The 18,939-nt window shown below is 56.4% G+C and carries 17 protein-coding genes and 1 other RNA gene; 14 read left to right on the plus strand and 4 right to left on the minus strand.

Features of this window, described 5'->3' with window-relative positions:
* The first annotated feature begins 35 nt into the window (after positions 1–35).
* The 5 genes from pgk to ACOTYB_RS12435 all read left to right on the plus strand — a co-directional run bounded on the left by pgk (position 36) and on the right by ACOTYB_RS12435 (position 5,027).
* A complete protein-coding gene (gene pgk, locus ACOTYB_RS12415) occupies positions 36–1,199 on the plus strand; it encodes a phosphoglycerate kinase (protein WP_003860077.1) in 1,164 nt (387 codons plus the stop codon).
* A gap of 92 nt (positions 1,200–1,291) precedes the next feature.
* Complete coding sequence (gene fbaA / locus ACOTYB_RS12420) at positions 1,292–2,371, plus strand: class II fructose-bisphosphate aldolase (protein WP_003860079.1); 1,080 nt, start codon at positions 1,292–1,294, stop codon at positions 2,369–2,371.
* A 187-nt stretch (positions 2,372–2,558) separates the two neighbouring features.
* Entirely contained in the window at positions 2,559–3,413 is an 855-nt protein-coding gene (locus ACOTYB_RS12425) for a small-conductance mechanosensitive channel MscS (protein WP_022651818.1), read from the plus strand.
* 145 nt (positions 3,414–3,558) lie between these two features.
* Positions 3,559–4,194 carry an arginine exporter ArgO gene (gene argO, locus ACOTYB_RS12430; protein ID WP_039269094.1) on the plus strand — a complete coding sequence of 212 codons (636 nt, stop codon included), beginning with the start codon at positions 3,559–3,561 and terminating at the stop codon, positions 4,192–4,194.
* Between the two features lie 92 nt (positions 4,195–4,286).
* Positions 4,287–5,027: an oxidative stress defense protein gene (locus ACOTYB_RS12435; RefSeq protein WP_220153884.1), complete on the plus strand. Its 741-nt coding sequence runs from the start codon at positions 4,287–4,289 to the stop codon at positions 5,025–5,027.
* A 48-nt stretch (positions 5,028–5,075) separates the two neighbouring features.
* Here the strand turns inward: ACOTYB_RS12435 and argP are convergent, their stop codons facing one another.
* Positions 5,076–5,969: a DNA-binding transcriptional regulator ArgP gene (argP, locus tag ACOTYB_RS12440; RefSeq protein ID WP_003860089.1), complete on the minus strand. Its 894-nt coding sequence runs from the start codon at positions 5,967–5,969 to the stop codon at positions 5,076–5,078.
* 127 nt (positions 5,970–6,096) lie between these two features.
* On the opposite strand from argP, the gene rpiA reads away from it, so the two are divergent.
* Positions 6,097–6,756, plus strand: coding sequence for a ribose-5-phosphate isomerase RpiA (gene rpiA, locus ACOTYB_RS12445; RefSeq protein WP_003860091.1), 660 nt, complete (start codon positions 6,097–6,099; stop codon positions 6,754–6,756).
* Between the two features lie 266 nt (positions 6,757–7,022).
* Entirely contained in the window at positions 7,023–8,255 is a 1,233-nt protein-coding gene (gene serA / locus ACOTYB_RS12450; protein ID WP_003860093.1) for a phosphoglycerate dehydrogenase, read from the plus strand.
* Positions 8,256–8,357: 102 nt separating this feature from the next.
* Here serA and ACOTYB_RS12455 read toward each other — a convergent pair whose 3' ends face one another.
* From ACOTYB_RS12455 to zapA, 3 genes are all read right to left on the minus strand, one after another.
* Complete coding sequence (locus ACOTYB_RS12455) at positions 8,358–8,954, minus strand: 5-formyltetrahydrofolate cyclo-ligase (RefSeq protein ID WP_220153328.1); 597 nt, start codon at positions 8,952–8,954, stop codon at positions 8,358–8,360.
* Positions 8,955–8,978: 24 nt separating this feature from the next.
* Positions 8,979–9,162: non-coding RNA, 6S RNA (gene ssrS / locus ACOTYB_RS12460), on the minus strand.
* Between the two features lie 41 nt (positions 9,163–9,203).
* Complete coding sequence (gene zapA / locus ACOTYB_RS12465; protein WP_003860096.1) at positions 9,204–9,533, minus strand: cell division protein ZapA; 330 nt, start codon at positions 9,531–9,533, stop codon at positions 9,204–9,206.
* 167 nt (positions 9,534–9,700) lie between these two features.
* Here zapA and ACOTYB_RS12470 point away from each other — a divergent pair, with 167 nt between their 5' ends.
* The 7 genes from ACOTYB_RS12470 (at position 9,701) to gcvP (ending at position 18,920) form a co-directional block, all read left to right on the plus strand.
* Complete coding sequence (locus ACOTYB_RS12470; RefSeq protein ID WP_003860099.1) at positions 9,701–10,279, plus strand: YecA family protein; 579 nt, start codon at positions 9,701–9,703, stop codon at positions 10,277–10,279.
* Between the two features lie 31 nt (positions 10,280–10,310).
* Positions 10,311–11,624, plus strand: a complete 1,314-nt coding sequence (pepP, locus tag ACOTYB_RS12475) for a Xaa-Pro aminopeptidase (RefSeq protein WP_026094261.1) — start codon at positions 10,311–10,313, stop codon at positions 11,622–11,624.
* Positions 11,621–12,799 (plus strand): 2-octaprenyl-6-methoxyphenyl hydroxylase, encoded by a 1,179-nt coding sequence (gene ubiH, locus ACOTYB_RS12480; RefSeq protein WP_049132782.1) that lies wholly within the window; start codon positions 11,621–11,623, stop codon positions 12,797–12,799. The genes pepP and ubiH overlap by 4 nt, the downstream gene beginning before the upstream one ends.
* Positions 12,800–12,811: 12 nt before the next feature.
* Positions 12,812–14,014, plus strand: coding sequence for an FAD-dependent 2-octaprenylphenol hydroxylase (gene ubiI, locus ACOTYB_RS12485; RefSeq protein ID WP_022651816.1), 1,203 nt, complete (start codon positions 12,812–12,814; stop codon positions 14,012–14,014).
* Between the two features lie 397 nt (positions 14,015–14,411).
* Complete coding sequence (gene gcvT, locus ACOTYB_RS12490) at positions 14,412–15,506, plus strand: glycine cleavage system aminomethyltransferase GcvT (protein WP_003860107.1); 1,095 nt, start codon at positions 14,412–14,414, stop codon at positions 15,504–15,506.
* 23 nt (positions 15,507–15,529) lie between these two features.
* Entirely contained in the window at positions 15,530–15,919 is a 390-nt protein-coding gene (gene gcvH, locus ACOTYB_RS12495) for a glycine cleavage system protein GcvH (RefSeq protein ID WP_006811885.1), read from the plus strand.
* A gap of 127 nt (positions 15,920–16,046) precedes the next feature.
* The gene (gene gcvP, locus ACOTYB_RS12500; RefSeq protein WP_048242041.1) at positions 16,047–18,920 is read left to right on the plus strand and encodes an aminomethyl-transferring glycine dehydrogenase; all 2,874 of its coding nucleotides are present in this window, start codon (positions 16,047–16,049) and stop codon (positions 18,918–18,920) included.
* Positions 18,921–18,939: the final 19 nt, after the last annotated feature.

The following is an 18,939-nucleotide window of genomic DNA, read 5'->3' on the forward strand; positions in this document are numbered from 1 at the left end:
TTGCAAAACTTTAAGAATCAACGAGAGGATTCACCATGTCTGTAATTAAGATGACCGATCTGGATCTGGCAGGTAAACGCGTTTTCATCCGTGCCGATCTGAACGTACCGGTTAAAGATGGCAAAGTGACCAGCGACGCGCGTATCCGTGCATCTCTGCCAACCATTGAACTGGCTCTGAAGCAGGGCGCTAAAGTGATGGTCACCTCCCACCTGGGCCGTCCAACTGAAGGCGAGTACAACGAAGAGTTCTCTCTGCTGCCGGTTGTTAATTACCTGAAAGACAAACTGTCCAGCCCGGTTCGCCTGGTGAAAGATTACCTGGACGGCGTGGAAGTTGCCGAAGGTGAGCTGGTTGTTCTGGAAAACGTTCGCTTCAACAAAGGCGAAAAGAAAGACGACGAAACCCTGTCCAAAAAATACGCTGCGCTGTGCGACGTATTCGTGATGGATGCATTCGGTACGGCTCACCGTGCGCAGGCATCTACCCACGGTATCGGTAAATTCGCAGACGTCGCCTGTGCAGGTCCGCTGCTGGCTGACGAACTGGAAGCGCTGGGTAAAGCACTGAAAGAACCTGCTCGTCCAATGGTCGCTATCGTTGGTGGTTCTAAAGTTTCTACCAAACTGACCGTACTGGATTCTCTGTCCAAAATCGCTGACCAGCTGATCGTTGGCGGTGGTATCGCGAACACCTTCGTTGCTGCGCAAGGCCACAACGTGGGTAAATCCCTGTACGAAGCGGATCTGGTTGACGAAGCCAAACGTCTGCTGGGTACCTGTGATATCCCGGTTCCAACTGACGTTCGCGTGGCAACCGAGTTCTCCGAAACTGCTACCGCAACCCTGAAATCTGTTAACGACATCAAAGATGAAGAGCAGATTCTGGACCTGGGCGACGTTTCTGCACAGAAACTGGCTGAAATCCTTAAAAACGCAAAAACTATCCTGTGGAACGGTCCTGTCGGCGTGTTCGAATTCCCGAACTTCCGCAAAGGGACTGAGATCGTGGCTAACGCAATCGCAGACAGCGAAGCGTTCTCTATCGCAGGCGGTGGTGACACCCTGGCAGCAATCGACCTGTTCGGTATCGCTGACAAGATCTCCTACATCTCCACTGGTGGCGGCGCATTCCTCGAATTCGTGGAAGGCAAAGTTCTGCCAGCAGTAGCAATGCTCGAAGAGCGCGCTAAGAAGTAAGCCATTCAGGGGCAGGGAAACCTGCCCAATTTTCAGCGCGCTTATCAGAGCTCGCACCATTTCTAACGGCCGAAGATACAGGACTAAGCAACATGTCTAAAATTTTTGATTTCGTAAAACCTGGCGTTATCACTGGTGATGACGTACAGAAAGTGTTCCAGGTAGCTAAAGAAAACAACTTCGCTCTGCCAGCAGTTAACTGCGTGGGTACCGACTCCATCAACGCCGTACTGGAAACTGCTGCTAAAGTTAAAGCTCCAGTTATCGTTCAGTTCTCTAACGGCGGCGCTGCGTTCATCGCAGGTAAAGGCGTGAAAACTGACATTCCTCAGGGTGCTGCAATCCTGGGCGCTATCTCTGGCGCACATCACGTTCACCAGATGGCTGAGCACTACGGTGTTCCGGTTATCCTGCACACTGACCACTGCGCGAAAAAACTGCTGCCATGGATCGACGGTCTGCTGGACGCAGGTGAAAAACACTTCGCGGCAACCGGTAAGCCACTGTTCTCTTCTCACATGATCGACCTGTCCGAAGAGTCTCTGGAAGAAAACATCGAGATCTGCTCTAAGTACCTGGCGCGTATGTCCAAAATGGGCATGACCCTGGAAATCGAACTGGGTTGCACCGGCGGTGAAGAAGACGGTGTGGACAACAGCCACATGGACGCTTCTGCACTGTACACTCAGCCAGAAGACGTTGATTACGCTTACACCGAGCTGAGCAAAATCAGCCCACGCTTCACTATCGCAGCGTCCTTCGGTAACGTACACGGCGTATACAAACCAGGTAACGTGGTTCTGACCCCGACCATCCTGCGTGATTCTCAGGAATACGTGTCCAAAAAACACAACCTGCCGCACAACAGCCTGAACTTCGTCTTCCACGGCGGTTCCGGTTCTTCTGCTCAGGAAATCAAAGATTCCGTAAGCTACGGCGTAGTGAAAATGAATATCGATACCGACACCCAATGGGCAACCTGGGACGGTATCCTGCAATACTACAAAACCAACGAAGCTTACCTGCAAGGTCAGCTGGGCAACCCGAAAGGCGAAGACCAGCCGAACAAGAAATACTACGATCCACGCGTATGGCTGCGCGCTGCCCAGACTTCTATGATTACTCGTCTGGAGCAGGCATTCAAAGAACTGAACGCGGTTGACGTTCTGTAATTTGAGCTGTTCATAGCGTCAAGAAGGTCCGCATATGCGGGCCTTTTTTTATGCTTTTTCAATATCCTGCAATACCTGATTTTGTGATCTGTTTGGCAAAGCCGGTGCTTTTTGTTTACCCTTTACTGACCTGCCTGTCTCCATGGGGGATGGATTTTGTGTTTTGGTTTAACAAAAGGAAGAATAAATGGAACAACTTGATGTTGTAGACAGCATCAATAACGCGGGTAACTGGCTGGTGCGCAACCAGGCGCTACTGCTGAGCTACGCCGTGAATATTGTTGCCGCTATTGCCATCATCATTGTCGGGATGATCGTGGCGCGTATCGTTTCGAACGCTGTCAACCGGGTGATGGTCGCACGACACATTGATGCCACAGTCGCCGATTTCCTCTCCGCGCTGGTCCGTTACGGCATTATCGCCTTTACGCTGATTGCGGCGCTGGGGCGTGTCGGCGTGCAGACGGCATCCGTCATCGCTGTGCTCGGTGCTGCCGGTCTGGCCATTGGTCTGGCATTGCAGGGTTCGCTGTCTAACCTGGCGGCGGGCGTATTGCTGGTGACCTTCCGTCCGTTCCGTTCCGGTGAGTATGTGGATCTGGGCGGTATTGCCGGTACCGTGTTGCAGGTTCAGATTTTCTCCACGACCCTGCGTACCGTGGATGGTCGCATTGTGGTAGTCCCGAACGGGAAAATCATTGCGGGCAATATCATTAACTTCTCCCGCGAGCCGGTGCGTCGTAACGAGCTGATCATCAGCGTGGCGTACGACTCCGATATCGATCAGGTTAAGTCTCTGATTACCAACATCATTGCTTCAGATGACCGTATTCTGAAGGACCGCGAGCAGACCGTTCGTCTGAATGAGCTGGGCGCGTCATCTATTAATTTTGTGGTGCGCATCTGGAGCAAAAGCAGCGATCTTCAAAACGTTTACTGGGATGTGCTGGAGCGCATCAAGCGTGATTTCGATGCCAACGGCATCAGCTTCCCGTACCCGCAGATGGACGTAAACGTCAAAAAAGTCAAAGAAGCAGAGTAACGTCTCCCGTAGGCCCGGTAAGCGTCAGCGACACCGGGCTTTTCTTTTATTAGCCCAGCTAATCCCCAATTAATATTATCCATTTCCTCTAATGACGTTCCCGCAGTATAGTCTGCCTCCAGGACAACTCTGCGAGAATTACGTCATGTTATCTTATTATTTTCAGGGGCTTGTGTTAGGTGCGGCCATGATCCTTCCCCTTGGTCCACAAAATGCGTTCGTGATGAACCAGGGCATTCGCCGCCAGTATCATCTGATGATTGCCCTGCTGTGTGCGGTGAGCGATCTGCTGCTGATTTGCGCCGGGATTTTTGGCGGCAGCGCCCTGTTGATGCAGTCGCCGTGGCTGCTGGCGCTGGTTACCTGGGGCGGCGTAGCGTTTCTGCTGTGGTACGGGTTTGGTGCCCTGAAAACGGCCATGAGCAGCAATCTTGAGCTGGCGAGCGCCGAAGTGATGAAGCAGGGGCGCTGGAAGATTATCGTCACCATGCTCGCCGTAACGTGGCTTAACCCGCACGTCTACCTTGATACCTTTGTGGTGCTGGGCAGCCTGGGCGGACAGCTGGACGTTGAGCCGAAACGCTGGTTTGCGCTCGGTACGGTCAGCGCCTCCTTCCTCTGGTTCTTTGGTCTTGCGATCCTGGCGGCATGGCTGGCACCACGACTGCGTACCGCCAAAGCGCAGCGCATTATCAATACCCTGGTGGGGCTGGTGATGTGGTTTATTGCCTTCCAGTTGGCGAAAGAGGGCATTCATCACGTACAGGGATTGTTCAACTAAGCGTTGTCTTATGGACATCTGAACAAGACCCGCTAAGCTTGCTGGCATGAGCCCTGTTAACAGGGCACTCTTCGCAACATGGAGGAATGACAGTGAAGTTTAAGGTGATGGCCCTGGCGGCATTAGTAAGTTTAGGTGCGGTGTCGGTGCAGGCGAATGAACTGCCAAACGGCCCGCACATTGTCACTTCAGGCACGGCAAGTGTGGATGCGGTACCCGATGTTGCAACCCTGGCAATTGAAGTGAACGTGGCGGCGAAAGATGCTGCTTCCGCCAAGAAACAGGCAGACGATCGTGTTGCGCAATACCTCTCTTTCCTGGAACAGAACGGTGTCGCGAAAAAAGACATCAGCTCTGCGAACCTGCGTACCCAACCGGATTACGACTACCAGAACGGCAAAAGCATCCTGAAAGGCTATCGCGCCGTGCGTACTGTGGAAGTGACTGTACGCCAGCTTGATAAGCTCAACGGATTGCTGGATGGTGCGCTGAAGGCAGGGCTGAACGAAATTCGTTCCGTCTCGCTGGGCGTTGCGCAACCGGAAAAATATAAAGACGAAGCGCGTAAAGCGGCAATTGATGATGCCATTCATCAGGCGCAGCAGCTGGCATCCGGCTTCAAGAGCAAGCTCGGTCAGGTTTACAGCGTCCGTTACCACGTTTCAAACTACCAGCCAAGCCCGATGGTGCGGATGATGAAGGCTGACGCCGCGCCGGTTTCTGCTCAGGAAACCTACGAGCAGCCAACCATTCAGTTCGACGATCAGGTTGATGTGGTGTTCCAGCTGGAGCCAACTCAAACTCAGCAAACTGAGGCGGCTAAGGCGCAGTAGTTTGCCCTCACCCTAACCCTCTCCCACAGGGAGAGGGAATTCAAGCGATTAATCCTGTCTCAACACCTTATGCCCAAACGCCAGTAGCGCGTCGGTGACGTTGCGCATCATGCGGCTTTCCGGGGCAAAACGGTGCCAGTAGAGCATCCGGCGCTGATACAGCCCCGGGGTTAAATCAATCAGCTCACCACTTTTCAACTCTTTCTCAATCTGCAAATGCGGGATCATGCAGCAGGTCGTGCCCTGACGCGCGAGCTGTACGAAGGCTTCGGACGAGTTAACGATATGACACGGCACGCTGCCCGGCGGCAAATCGAAGTTTTGTTGCAGGAAGGCCTGATGCATATCGTCCAGATGGTCGAACGCGACGGCAGGGGCTTTCAGCAGCGCGGCGCGAGTCACGCCGTTCGGGAAGTAGCGCTCGGCAAAGGCTTTTGAACCGACAAACAGGTAATCCAGCGCGCCCAGCTGATCCACCAGACAGCTTGGCAGCGCCTGCGGCTGAATACTGACCGCCCCAACCACTTCGCCACGGCGCAGGCGTTCCTGAGTGCGGGTCTCGTCTTCAACCTGAAGGTTCAGGCGGATTGGGGAGTCGGCCAGCACCGGCGCAAGGGCCGGCAGCAGCCAGGTTGCCAGACTGTCGGCGTTCACCGCCAGCGACAGCAGCAGCGGCGTGGAGCCGGTTTGTTCATCGCCCAGCCATTCATCTTCCAGCAGTTCAACCTGACGCAGCAGGGCGAGGAGCTTTTGTCCTTGCTCTGTCGGACGCGGCGGTACGGTACGCACCAGCAGCGGCTGCCCGAACATGTTTTCAAGCTGTTTGATACGCTGTGATACGGCGGACTGGGTGATGCACAGCTTTTGCGCCGCGCGCTCAAAACCGCGTTCACGAATAACTGCATCAAGTGCCTGTAGTGTTCTGTAGTCCGGACGTTTCATTGCTCTGGCTGACTCCTTAATTTTGCTTAATCTGCACTATGACACAATTTTCCCTTCGTGGCAGACGAAATCCATTCGACGTGTTCTATAATGCGCCCTGAGTTTTCACACCACAGGCAAAACGATCATGACGCAGGATGAACTGAAAAAAGCAGTAGGATGGGCCGCTCTCCAGTACGTACAGCCGGGTACCATTGTCGGTGTTGGTACGGGGTCCACGGCGGCACACTTTATCGATGCGCTGGGCACGATGAAGGGGCAGATCGAGGGTGCGGTTTCCAGCTCCGATGCTTCCACGGAAAAGCTGAAAAGCCTCGGCATCACCGTTTTCGACCTCAACGAAGTGGACCGTCTGGGCATTTACGTTGATGGCGCGGATGAAATCAACGGCCACATGCAGATGATCAAAGGCGGTGGCGCGGCGCTGACCCGCGAAAAAATCATCGCTTCCGTGGCGGATAAGTTCATCTGCATCGCGGACGCCTCCAAGCAGGTCGACATTCTGGGGAATTTCCCGCTGCCGGTCGAAGTGATCCCGATGGCGCGCAGCGCGGTTGCCCGTCAACTTGTGAAGCTGGGCGGTCGTCCGGAATACCGTCAGGGTGTGGTGACCGACAACGGCAACGTGATCCTCGACGTTCACGGCCTTGAGATCCTCGATGCCATTGCGCTGGAAAATGCGATCAACGGCATTCCAGGCGTTGTTACCGTAGGGTTATTTGCCAACCGTGGCGCGGATGTGGCGCTGATCGGCACCGCTGACGGTGTGAAAACCATCGTAAAATGATCTGACGGGGGGAGTCCTCCCCCCGCTAAAAAATTTTTGAAACGCTAAATTCGGTGACTTGTGTCACGTTTTTATGTCTCTTTTGCCGATCCTTCCGCGTTTGTAAATTTCCATAGCATTTTCCTCTGCCATTTTGCGCTGTATGACTTTCCTTCAGCGTACTGACGCAAACGTTCATATTGCTGCAATAGTTTTTTTTGATATGTTGGCTACAGCGGATTTATATCCAGCACAACATCAGTTCAGACAAAAACAGGGTCGGGTAAATGGCAAAGGTATCACTGGAGAAAGACAAGATTAAATTCCTGCTGGTCGAGGGCGTGCATCAAAAAGCAATCGATAGCCTTCGCGCAGCAGGCTACACCAACATCGAATTTCACAAAGGCGCGCTCGATACCGAAGAGCTGAAAGCGTCCATCCGTGATGCCCATTTCATTGGCCTGCGATCCCGTACCCAACTGACTGAAGACGTTATTGCTGCGGCGGAAAAGCTGGTGGCGATTGGCTGTTTCTGCATCGGCACCAACCAGGTTGATCTGAATGCCGCCGCAAAACGCGGTATCCCGGTCTTTAACGCGCCGTTCTCTAACACCCGTTCCGTGGCGGAGCTGGTAATTGGCGAGCTGCTGCTGCTGCTTCGCGGCATTCCGGAGGCTAACGCCAAAGCGCACCGCGGCGTGTGGAATAAGCTGGCTGCGGGCTCCTACGAAGCCCGTGGGAAAAAACTGGGTATCATCGGCTATGGCCACATCGGTACCCAGTTGGGGATTCTGGCGGAATCTCTCGGTATGCATGTCTATTTTTACGATATCGAAAGCAAGCTGCCGTTAGGCAATGCCACCCAGGTTCAACACCTGTCTGACCTGCTGAATATGAGTGACGTGGTAAGCCTGCACGTGCCGGAAAATGCGTCCACCAAAAACATGATGGGCGCAGAAGAGCTGGCGCTGATGAAGCCGGGCTCTCTGCTGATCAACGCCGCGCGCGGTACCGTGGTTGACATTCCTGCACTGTGCGACGCGCTGAAGCGTAAACATCTGGCGGGTGCGGCGATTGACGTATTCCCGACGGAACCGGCCACCAACAGCGATCCGTTCACCTCTCCGCTGTGCGAGTTCGACAACGTGATTCTGACGCCGCACATCGGCGGTTCTACTCAGGAAGCGCAGGAGAATATCGGCCTGGAAGTGGCGGGTAAACTGAGTAAATATTCCGACAACGGTTCAACGCTCTCTGCGGTGAACTTCCCGGAGGTGTCTCTGCCGCTGCACGGTGGGCGTCGTCTGCTGCACATCCACGAAAACCGTCCTGGCGTGCTGACCGCCATCAACCAGATCTTTGCCGAGCAGGGCGTTAACATTGCTGCGCAGTATCTGCAAACTAACTCGCAGATGGGTTATGTGGTTATTGATATTGAAGCGGATGAAGACATCGCCGAGAAAGCATTGCAGAGCATGAAGGCCATTCCGGGGACGATTCGCGCGCGTCTGCTGTACTGATGGTGCGGTCTGTGATGTCGGGTGGCGCTTACGCTTACCCGACCTACAATGTTCGATGATTTATGTAGGCCGGGTAAGGCGTAGCCGCCACCCGGCTTTATTCTACCAGGTCCAGGTTTTACTGGGCGTCACCACCGCCGGCAACGGCACATCCCATTTCTCTACGGGTAATACCTCCACGCCCTGGCAATCATGCGCATACCCCACCGGCTGCAATCCGTACTGCTGCCAGTTTTGTAGCGTCCTGTCGTAGAACCCCCCGCCCATGCCTAATCGCTGGCCCTGCTCGTCAAACGCCACCAGCGGCGTAATCAGCACATCCAGCCCGGAAAGCGGGAGCACATCGCGCACGTCGAGTTTGGGTTCTGTGATTTTCAGACGATTTACCACCAGCTCGCTGTGCGGATGGTAGTGCAGAAACAGCAGATTGCCTCGGCTAAAGGGATGTAGCACCGGCAGATAAACTTTTTTCCCGGCGCGCCAGAGCTGGTCGATAAGCGGTTGGGTATCCAGCTCACCATCAAACGAGAGAAACAGGGCGACGGTGTTTGCCATCACCACAGGCGGATAGTCCATCATGCGGGCGGCGGCCTGCTGGGCAAAATGTGCCTGTTGCTCGGCGCTTAAGGCGCGACGACGCTGGCGAATAAGCTGACGGATGTCCTGGCGTGAAGCAGAAACTTCAGGGAATTGAGTCATGGTAGTCGGTAGAAGAAAAGAGAGGGAATCTCCGAGATGCCGCCGCAGGCTGTAACCCTTGAACCCTTGGTTCAAGGTGAATGTGTCGTCATAGTTTTAAGGCTTCTCGGACGGACCGAGCGTGCTCACCAACCATGGAGCGCCACATTCTTGTGGTATGAAATATCGGCTCAGGGGACTGGCCCGCTTGCGAACATCTCAGAGAAATTTTGTCTTCACAGTTACTCTACCATAGTCAACTGAGAAGTGTTATTCAAACTTTGGTCCCGGTCTTTCGGGACTGCGACCTTGATCAAGCAATGCCTGTTCTATGGTCTGCTGGAGCATTTTAATGCGCTGCTCCATGCTTGCCGCGTAATCGCGGGTCTTCGCTTTTTCCTGAGTCAGTTCATAGCTGATGTTCAACGCGGCGATGAAAACCAGCTGCTCAGTATTTGTGACTCTAGTGCGTTCTTTTAGATCTTGCAACCGCTGATTCAAATCGTCCGCAGCCTGATTCAAGGCATCCCTTTGTTCAGGCGGACAATTCACTCGCAGTGAACGGCCAAAAATCTGGAGATCGACGGGTTGTGCAGACATGCCACCTTCCTGCTGATTGACTGCGCTGCCTTCGCTTACTGCCCCGGGGGCTGCGAAGGGGCGACACTATAGCTACCCTGATGTGAAGATACAAGCCCTTTTCTGGTATCACCAGGGTCCAAAGTGGTAGCATATCATGAATATCCTCCCTTTGATGACGAATGCGTATGTCTATACAGAACGAAATGCCTGGTTACAAGGATTTAAACCAGTTACTGAACCAGCAGGGAGTCGGTCTGACCCCTGCCGAAATGCACGGTCTGATCAGCGGCATACTGTGCGGCGGAAACAGCGACAGCTCATGGCAGCCGCTGATCCACGACCTCACCAACGAAGGGCTGGCGTTTGGCCACGAACTGGCGGAAGCGCTGCGTAAAATGCACGCCGCAACCAGCGATTCCCTGGAAGACGATGGCTTTCTTTTTCAGCTTTATCTGCCTGAAGGCGACGATGTCAGCGTCTTCGATCGCGCTGATGCGCTCGCGGGTTGGGTAAACCACTATCTTCTTGGCCTGGGCGTAACCCAGCCTAAACTGGATAAAGTGACCGGCGAAGCGGGTGAAGCGATCGACGATCTGCGCAACATCGCCCAGCTCGGCTACGATGAAGACGAAGACCAGGAAGAGCTGGAGATGTCTCTCGAAGAGATTATCGAGTACGTGCGCGTGGCGTCTCTGCTGTGCCACGACAATTTTACGCGCTCGCAGCCGACCGCGCCGGAAGTTCGCAAGCCAACATTACACTAAGAAAAATAACGCACAGGAGGGTGTCATGGTTATCTCCAGTCAAGAGTATTCTCGCCGTCGTCAGGCGCTGCTGGCAAAAATGCAGCCGGGAAGCGCTGCCCTGATTTTCGCCGCGCCGGAAGTGACGCGCAGCGCCGACAGCGAATACCCCTATCGCCAGAGCAGTGATTTCTGGTACTTCACCGGGTTTAACGAGCCGGAAGCGGTACTGGTGCTGATTAAAAGCAATGACACCCACAACCACAGCGTGATTTTTAACCGCGTGCGCGATCTGACCGCGGAAATCTGGTTTGGTCGCCGCTTAGGGCAGGAGGCGGCGCCAGAAAAACTGGGCGTGGACCGCGCGCTGGCCTACAGCGAAATCAACCAGCAGCTCTACCAACTGCTGAACGGTCTGGACGTGCTCTATCACGCCCAGGGCGAATACGCGTATGCGGATGACATTGTTTTCACCGCGCTGGATAAGCTGCGTAAAGGCTCACGTCAGAATTTGTCTGCACCCGCCACCCTGACGGACTGGCGACCGATGGTGCATGAGATGCGCCTGTTCAAGTCTGAAGAAGAGCTGAACGTGATGCGCCGCGCGGGCGAAATCAGCGCCCTGGCGCATACCCGCGCCATGGAAAAGTGCCGTCCCGGTATGTTCGAGTACCAGCTTGAAGGCGAAATTCACCATGAATTTAACCGTCACGGTGCGCGCTTCCCGTCCTATAACACCATCGTAGGCGGCGGGGAAAATGGCTGCATTCTGCACTACACCGAAAACGAAAGTGAACTGCGCGACGGCGATCTGGTGCTGATTGACGCCGGCTGTGAATATCAGGGTTACGCGGGCGACATCACCCGTACCTTCCCGGTGAACGGTAAATTCACCACCGCGCAGCGTGAAATCTATGACATCGTGCTTGAGTCTCTGGAGACCGCGCTGACGCTGTTCCGCCCTGGCACCTCCATTCAGGAGGTTACGGGCGAGGTGGTACGCATCATGATTACCGGGCTGGTGAAGCTCGGCATTCTGAAAGGCGATGTGGACACCCTTATAACCGAAAACGCCCATCGTCCGTACTTTATGCACGGCCTGAGCCACTGGCTGGGGCTGGATGTGCATGACGTCGGGGCATACGGTCCGGAACGTTCGCGCGTGCTGGAGCCTGGCATGGTGCTGACCGTTGAGCCGGGGCTGTACATCGCGCCGGATGCCGACGTGCCGGAACAGTACCGCGGGATCGGCATTCGTATTGAAGATGACATCGTCATCACGGAAACCGGTAACGAAAACCTGACCGCGACCGTGGTGAAAAAAGCCGACGACATCGAGGCGCTGATGGCGGCGGCACGCGAATGAGCGTAATCATCGTTGGCGGAGGCATGACCGGCGCTACTCTGGCGCTGGCTATTTCGCAGTTAACCCAGGGCCAGCTTCCGGTGCATCTCGTTGAGGCGGTCGCGCCGCAGGCGGCCGATCATCCCGGTTTCGACGCCCGCGCTATCGCGCTGGCGCAGGGAACCTGTCAGCAGCTTGCGCGTATTGGGATCTGGCAGGCGATAGCGGATTGCGCAACGGCGATCGACACCGTTCACGTCAGCGATCGCGGGCATGCCGGGTTTGTGACGCTGGATGCTCACGATTACCGGATCGAGGCGCTGGGGCAGGTTGTCGAGCTGCATGACGTAGGGCTGCGGCTGTTCCGTCTGTTACAGGACGCGCCTGGCGTCACGCTGCACTGTCCGGCGCGCGTCGCCAGCTTTAGCCGTCGTGACGAGGCCGTCAGCGTGACGCTGGACAACGGCACCACGCTGGAGGGGCAACTGCTGGTGGCGGCGGATGGTTCACGCTCCGCGATCGCCACGCAGTGCGGCGTCGAATGGCGCTCTGAACCCTATGGGCAGGCGGCGGTCATCGCTAACGTCTCTACGGCTGGCGCGCATAACGGCAGGGCATTTGAGCGCTTCACGGAACACGGCCCGCTGGCCATGCTGCCGATGTCGAACGGGCGCTGCTCGCTGGTATGGTGCCATGCGCAGGATCGGGCCGATGAGGTTCTCTCCTGGTCCGACGAACGTTTTTGTTCCGAGCTGCAAAAAGCCTTCGGCTGGCGGCTTGGGCGCATCACCCATGCCGGAAAACGCGTGGCCTATCCGCTCGCGCTGACGACCGCATCGCAGACTGTCTCCCATCGCGTCGCCCTGGTCGGCAACGCCGCGCAGACGCTGCACCCCATCGCCGGGCAAGGCTTCAACCTTGGCCTCCGTGACGTGATAAGCCTGGCAGAGCTCCTGGCCCGGACGTGGAGCGAACAACAGGATTGTGGCGCATACTCAGTGCTGAGCCATTACCAGAAACGACGCCAGGCGGACAAAGCGGCGACCATTGGCGTCACCGACGGTTTAGTCCACCTGTTTGCCAATCGCTGGGCACCGCTGGTTGCGGGTCGCAACCTTGGGCTGATGGCGATGGAACTGTTCATTCCGGCACGTGATGTGCTGGCGCAGCGGACCCTGGGTTGGGTCGCGCGTTAAGGAGTATTGACCGTGCAAAATGTTGATGTCGCCATTGTGGGCGGCGGAATGGTAGGACTGGCGCTGGCCTGTGGTTTACAGGGCAGCGGCCTGCGCGTGGCCGTGCTTGAGCAAAAAGCGCCGCAGCCTGTGGCGCAGGATGCACCGCCGGAGCTGCGCGTCTCGGCGATCAATGCCGCCAGCGAAAAGCTACTGACGCACCTTGGCGTCTGGTCTGAAATCGTGGCGCTCCGTGCCAGTTGCTATCACGGGATGGAAGTGTGGGACAAAGACAGCTTTGGCCGTATCGCGTTTGACGATGAAAGCATGGGTTACAGCCACCTTGGACATATCGTTGAAAACGCGGTGATCCACCACGCGCTGTGGCAGAAAGCGCAGCAGTGCAGCGACGTCACGCTGATCGCACCGGCGAAACTTCATCAGGTGGCGTGGGGCGAAAACGACGCGTTTATCACTCTTGAAAGTGGCGATATGCTGACTGCGCGTCTGGTAGTGGGTGCCGACGGCGCTAATTCCTGGCTCCGTAACAAAGCGGATATTCCGCTGACTTTCTGGGATTACCGTCATCACGCGTTGGTGGCCACAATCCGCACCGAAGAGCCGCACGGCGGCGTGGCGCGCCAGATTTTCCATAATGACGGCATTCTGGCCTTCCTGCCGCTTGCCGATCCGCATCTCTGCTCCATCGTCTGGTCCTTAGAGCCGGAGAAAGCGCAGCAGATGCAGGAGACGACGCCGGATGCCTTCAGTCAGGCGCTATGCGTGGCGTTTGATAACCGTCTGGGCCTGTGCGGGCTTGAAAGCGAACGCCAGACGTTTCCGTTAACCGGTCGCTACGCGCGTCAGTTTGCCGCGCACCGTCTGGCGCTGGTGGGGGATGCGGCGCATACCATTCATCCGCTGGCCGGGCAGGGAGTGAACCTCGGCTTTATGGACGCGGCTGAGCTGGTTGAAGAGCTGCGTCGCCTGCATCGGGAAGGCAAAGATATTGGTCAGCATCTGTATCTGCGTCGCTACGAGCGCAGCCGCAAACACAGTGCGGCTATGATGCTGGCGGGTATGCAGGGCTTCCGCGAGCTGTTTGCCGGAGCGAACCCGGCGAAAAAACTGCTGCGCGATATTGGCCTCAAACTGGCCGACACCCTTCCCGGCGTAAAACCGCAGCTTCTTCGTCAGGCAATGGGCCTCAACGATCTTCCCGACTGGTTACGTTAATCTCGATCCCCGTCACACTTTATTTTCCCGGCCTGCGCGCCGGGGAAATTTCCTCGTTTGAAATAATCTAATTTCACGTCATTTTTCGCATTAGAAAATCTAATCTTACTATTTTTATGTTACGGAAATTCGGCCCATTTTTCCGCATGAAATATCAGCATCTGCTAAATCCTGTTAGATCAATGTTAATTTTATGCGGGTTTAATCGCATTTTCCCAGTGAATAACTCTGTAGGCTTTTCAGCGATTTTTGGTCATAAGCTAATGTGATGACCCGTTTTACCTTATGGTTAACCGCCGGTTTCGGTGGTAAGTTCAGGTAAAAGAGAACGTTTGCGTCGGCCCCCGATCGCGAGGCCGACACCGGGTTTCACGGTGAATTTTTCAATGAGGAAAAGATGGCTCAACAGACTCCTTTGTACGAACAGCACGTGTTGTGCGGCGCCCGCATGGTGGACTTCCACGGCTGGATGATGCCGCTGCACTACGGCTCGCAGATTGATGAGCACCACGCGGTGCGCACCGATGCCGGTATGTTCGACGTGTCTCATATGACGATTGTCGACCTGCGCGGTAGCCGCACCCGGGAGTTTTTGCGTTATCTGCTGGCAAATGACGTCGCCAAACTGAAGACGCCGGGCAAAGCGCTCTATACCGGCATGCTCAATGCCTCTGGCGGCGTGATTGACGACCTCATCGTCTACTACTTCACCGAAGATTTCTTCCGCCTCGTTGTAAACTCCGCCACCCGCGAAAAAGACCTCTCCTGGATTTCCCAACACGCTGAACCTTACGCCATAGACATCACCGTTCGTGACGATTTGTCGCTGATTGCGGTGCAGGGGCCAAACGCCCAGGCGAAAGCCGCGTCTCTGTTCAGCGACGAGCAGCGCAAAGCCACCGAAGGCATGAAGCCATTCTTCGGCGTGCAGGCGGGGGATCTGTTTATCGCCACCACCGGCTACACCGGTGAAGCGGGCTACGAAATTGCCATGCCAAACGAGAAGGCCGCTGATTTCTGGCGTGCGCTGGTGGAGGCGGGCGTGAAGCCTGCGGGGCTGGGCGCGCGCGATACGCTGCGTCTGGAAGCGGGGATGAACCTCTACGGTCAGGAGATGGACGAAGGCGTCTCTCCGCTGGCGGCCAACATGGGCTGGACCATTGCGTGGGAACCGGCTGACCGTGATTTTATTGGTCGTGAAGCGCTGGAGATGCAGCGCGAGAAGGGCACTGAACAGCTGGTAGGCCTGGTGATGAAAGAAAAAGGCGTTCTGCGCGGTGAGCTGCCTGTACGCTTCACCGATGCCGATGGCAATCATCGCGAAGGCGTGATCACCAGCGGAACGTTCTCCCCGACGCTCGGCTACAGTATTGCCCTGGCACGCGTGCCGGCGGGGATTGGCGAAACGGCGGTGGTGCAGATCCGCAACCGCGAAATGCCGGTCAACGTGACCAAACCGATTTTTGTTCGCGCCGGTAAGCCGGTCGCCTAACTATTTTTATCAGGAGAACTTCAATGAGCAATGTGCCAGCAGAACTGAAATACAGCAAAGAACACGAGTGGCTGCGCAAAGAGGCGGACGGCACTTACACCGTTGGGATCACCGAGCACGCGCAGGAGCTGCTGGGCGACATGGTGTTTGTTGACCTGCCGGAAGTGGGCGCAACCGTGAGCGCAGGCGATGACTGTGCGGTGGCGGAATCCGTTAAAGCGGCCTCTGACATCTACGCCCCGGTAAGCGGTGAAATTGTTGCCGTGAACGACGCGCTCAGCGACTCCCCGGAGCTGGTGAACAGCGAACCGTATGAAGGCGGCTGGATCTTCAAGATCAAAGCCAGCGACGAAGCGCAGGTTGCCGCGCTGCTGGATGCGACCGCGTACGAAGCACTACTGGAAGACGAATAAGCCATTTCCCTCTCCCCTTTGGGGAGAGGGTAGGGTGAGGGGAACAGACGATACCCTCACCCCAGCCCTCTCCCCAAAGGGGAGAGGGAGAAAACACATTCACTGCACGTTTCAGGAACCATCGCTCATGACACAGACTTTAAGCCAGCTTGAAAACCGTGGCGCCTTCATTGAACGTCACATTGGGCCGGATGCTCAGCAACAGCAGGAGATGCTGAAGACAGTTGGCGCGGATTCATTAAACGCACTGATCGGCCAGATCGTGCCAAAGGACATCCAGCTTGCCACGCCGCCGCAGGTAGGCGAGTCCACGACGGAGTTCGCCGCGCTGGCGGAGCTGAAGGCCATCGCCGGCCTTAACAAGCGCTATAAGTCTTACATTGGCATGGGCTACACCAACGTGCAGTTACCGCCGGTGATCCTGCGTAACATGCTGGAAAACCCGGGCTGGTACACCGCTTATACCCCATATCAGCCAGAAGTCTCCCAGGGCCGTCTGGAAGCGCTGCTGAACTTCCAGCAGGTGACGCTGGATCTGACCGGTATGGATATCGCCTCTGCCTCGCTGCTGGATGAAGCCACCGCCGCCGCCGAAGCGATGGCGATGGCGAAGCGCGTGAGCAAACTGAAAAACGCCAACCGTTTCTTCGTCGCGGCGGACGTGCATCCCCAGACGCTGGACGTGGTGCGCACCCGTGCGGAAACCTTCGGCTTTGAGGTGATTGTCGACGACGCTGAAAAAGTGCTGGATCACCAGGACGTCTTCGGCGTGCTGTTGCAGCAGGTGGGCACCACCGGGGAAGTACACGACTACGGCGCACTGATCGCCGAGCTGAAATCCCGTAAGATTATTGTTAGCGTCGCCGCTGATTTTATGGCGCTGGTGCTGCTGACGGCGCCAGGTAAACAGGGCGCGGATATTGTCTTCGGCTCAGCCCAGCGTTTCGGCGTGCCGATGGGCTACGGCGGCCCGCACGCGGCGTTCTTTGGCGCGAAAGATGAATTTAAACGCTCCATGCCAGGCCGTATTATCGGCGTATCGAAAGATGCCGCCGGTAACACCGCGCTGCGCATGGCGATGCAGACCCGCGAGCAGCATATCCGCCGCGAGAAAGCGAACTCCAACATCTGTACCTCGCAGGTACTGCTGGCTAACATTGCCAGCCTGTACGCGGTGTTCCACGGTCCGGCTGGCCTGAAGCGCATTGCCAGCCGCATCCACCGTCTGGCCGATATCCTGGCCTGCGGTCTGCAACAGAAAGGTCTCAGACTGCGTCATGAACACTATTTCGACACCCTGTGCGTCGAGGTGGCAGACAAAGCGGCCGTGCTGGCGCGCGCCGAGGCAGCGCAAATCAACCTGCGCAGCGACATTCACAATGCGGTCGGCATTACGCTGGACGAAAGCACCACCCGTGACGATATCCTGACCCTGTTCAACGTATTGCTGGGTGACGCACACGGTCTGGACGTTGATACGCTCGACAAAGAGGTTGCGCTCGACAGCCGCTCCATTCAGGAAAGCATGCTGCGCGACGACGCGATCCTGACTCATCCGGTGTTCAACCGCTATCACAGCGAAACCGAGATGATGCGTTACATGCACTCACTGGAACGTAAAGATCTGGCGCTGAACCAGGCAATGATCCCGCTGGGCTCCTGCACCATGAAGCTGAACGCCGCGGCTGAGATGATCCCAATTACCTGGCCTGAATTCTCTGAGCTGCACCCGTTCTGCCCGGCTGAGCAGGCGGAAGGGTATCACATGATGATCAACCAGCTCTCCGACTGGCTGGTGAAGCTGACCGGTTATGACGCGCTCTGCATGCAGCCGAACTCCGGCGCGCAGGGTGAATATGCAGGCCTGCTGGCAATCCGTCACTATCACGAAAGCCGCAACGAAGGCCATCGCGATATCTGCCTGATCCCAAGCTCCGCCCACGGTACCAACCCGGCTTCTGCCCAGATGGCAGGAATGGAAGTGGTGGTTGTGGCGTGCGACAAAAACGGCAACATCGATCTGGCCGACCTGCGCGCCAAAGCCGAGCAGGCGGGCGACAAACTCTCCTGCATCATGGTGACCTACCCATCCACCCACGGCGTGTACGAAGAGACCATCCGTGAAGTGTGTGAAGTGGTGCATCAGTTCGGCGGCCAGGTTTACCTCGACGGCGCAAACATGAACGCCCAGGTGGGCATCACCTCTCCGGGCTTTATTGGCGCGGATGTGTCGCACCTGAACCTGCATAAAACGTTCTGCATTCCGCACGGCGGTGGCGGCCCGGGCATGGGTCCTATCGGCGTGAAGGCGCACCTGGCACCGTTTGTGCCGGGCCACAGCGTGGTGCAGATTGAAGGCATGCTGACCCGTCAGGGCGCGGTCTCCGCGGCACCGTTCGGCAGCGCCTCTATCCTGCCAATCAGCTGGATGTATATCCGCATGATGGGCGCGGAAGGGCTGAAGCAGGCCAGCCAGGTAGCGATCCTTAACGCCAACTACATCGCAACGCGTCTGAAGGACGCCTATCCGGTGCTCTATACCGGCCGCGACGGTCGCGTGGCGCACGAATGCATCCTCGATATTCGTCCTCTGAAAGAAGAGACGGGCATCAGCGAGCTGGATATTGCCAAGCGCCTGATCGACTACGGATTCCACGCGCCAACCATGTCCTTCCCGGTTGCGGGAACGCTGATGGTTGAGCCGACCGAGTCTGAAAGCAAGGTGGAACTGGATCGCTTTATCAACGCCATGCTGGCGATCCGCAGCGAAATCGACCGCGTGAAAGGCGGGGAGTGGACGCTGGAAGATAACCCGCTGGTTAACGCGCCGCATACCCAGAACGAACTGGTGGCAGAGTGGAACCACGGTTATACCCGCGAACTGGCTGTCTTCCCGGCAGGTGTGGTAAACAAATACTGGCCAACCGTGAAACGTCTTGATGATGTTTACGGCGACCGTAACCTGTTCTGCTCCTGCGTACCGATGAGCGAATACCAGTAACGTTGTTCCTGTAGTAACG

Origin of the sequence: Enterobacter cloacae complex sp. IR5450 (assembly GCF_049238665.1) — a bacterium.
In the GTDB taxonomy this organism is placed as follows: domain Bacteria; phylum Pseudomonadota; class Gammaproteobacteria; order Enterobacterales; family Enterobacteriaceae; genus Enterobacter; species Enterobacter hormaechei_C.

Excerpts from the sequence above, each read along its gene's own strand:
- ubiH (WP_049132782.1), top strand. The coding sequence starts at position 11,621 with ATGAGCGTAATCATCGTTGGCGGAGGCATGACCGGCGCTACTCTGGCG.
- ACOTYB_RS12455 (WP_220153328.1), bottom strand. The coding sequence starts at position 8,954 with ATGACTCAATTCCCTGAAGTTTCTGCTTCACGCCAGGACATCCGTCAG.
- ACOTYB_RS12470 (WP_003860099.1), top strand. The coding sequence starts at position 9,701 with ATGTCTATACAGAACGAAATGCCTGGTTACAAGGATTTAAACCAGTTA.
- ACOTYB_RS12425 (WP_022651818.1), top strand. The coding sequence starts at position 2,559 with ATGGAACAACTTGATGTTGTAGACAGCATCAATAACGCGGGTAACTGG.
- zapA (WP_003860096.1), bottom strand. The coding sequence starts at position 9,533 with ATGTCTGCACAACCCGTCGATCTCCAGATTTTTGGCCGTTCACTGCGA.
- gcvH (WP_006811885.1), top strand. The coding sequence starts at position 15,530 with ATGAGCAATGTGCCAGCAGAACTGAAATACAGCAAAGAACACGAGTGG.
- rpiA (WP_003860091.1), top strand. The coding sequence starts at position 6,097 with ATGACGCAGGATGAACTGAAAAAAGCAGTAGGATGGGCCGCTCTCCAG.
- argO (WP_039269094.1), top strand. The coding sequence starts at position 3,559 with ATGTTATCTTATTATTTTCAGGGGCTTGTGTTAGGTGCGGCCATGATC.
- pgk (WP_003860077.1), top strand. The coding sequence starts at position 36 with ATGTCTGTAATTAAGATGACCGATCTGGATCTGGCAGGTAAACGCGTT.
- argP (WP_003860089.1), bottom strand. The coding sequence starts at position 5,969 with ATGAAACGTCCGGACTACAGAACACTACAGGCACTTGATGCAGTTATT.
- fbaA (WP_003860079.1), top strand. The coding sequence starts at position 1,292 with ATGTCTAAAATTTTTGATTTCGTAAAACCTGGCGTTATCACTGGTGAT.
- gcvT (WP_003860107.1), top strand. The coding sequence starts at position 14,412 with ATGGCTCAACAGACTCCTTTGTACGAACAGCACGTGTTGTGCGGCGCC.
- gcvP (WP_048242041.1), top strand. The coding sequence starts at position 16,047 with ATGACACAGACTTTAAGCCAGCTTGAAAACCGTGGCGCCTTCATTGAA.
- serA (WP_003860093.1), top strand. The coding sequence starts at position 7,023 with ATGGCAAAGGTATCACTGGAGAAAGACAAGATTAAATTCCTGCTGGTC.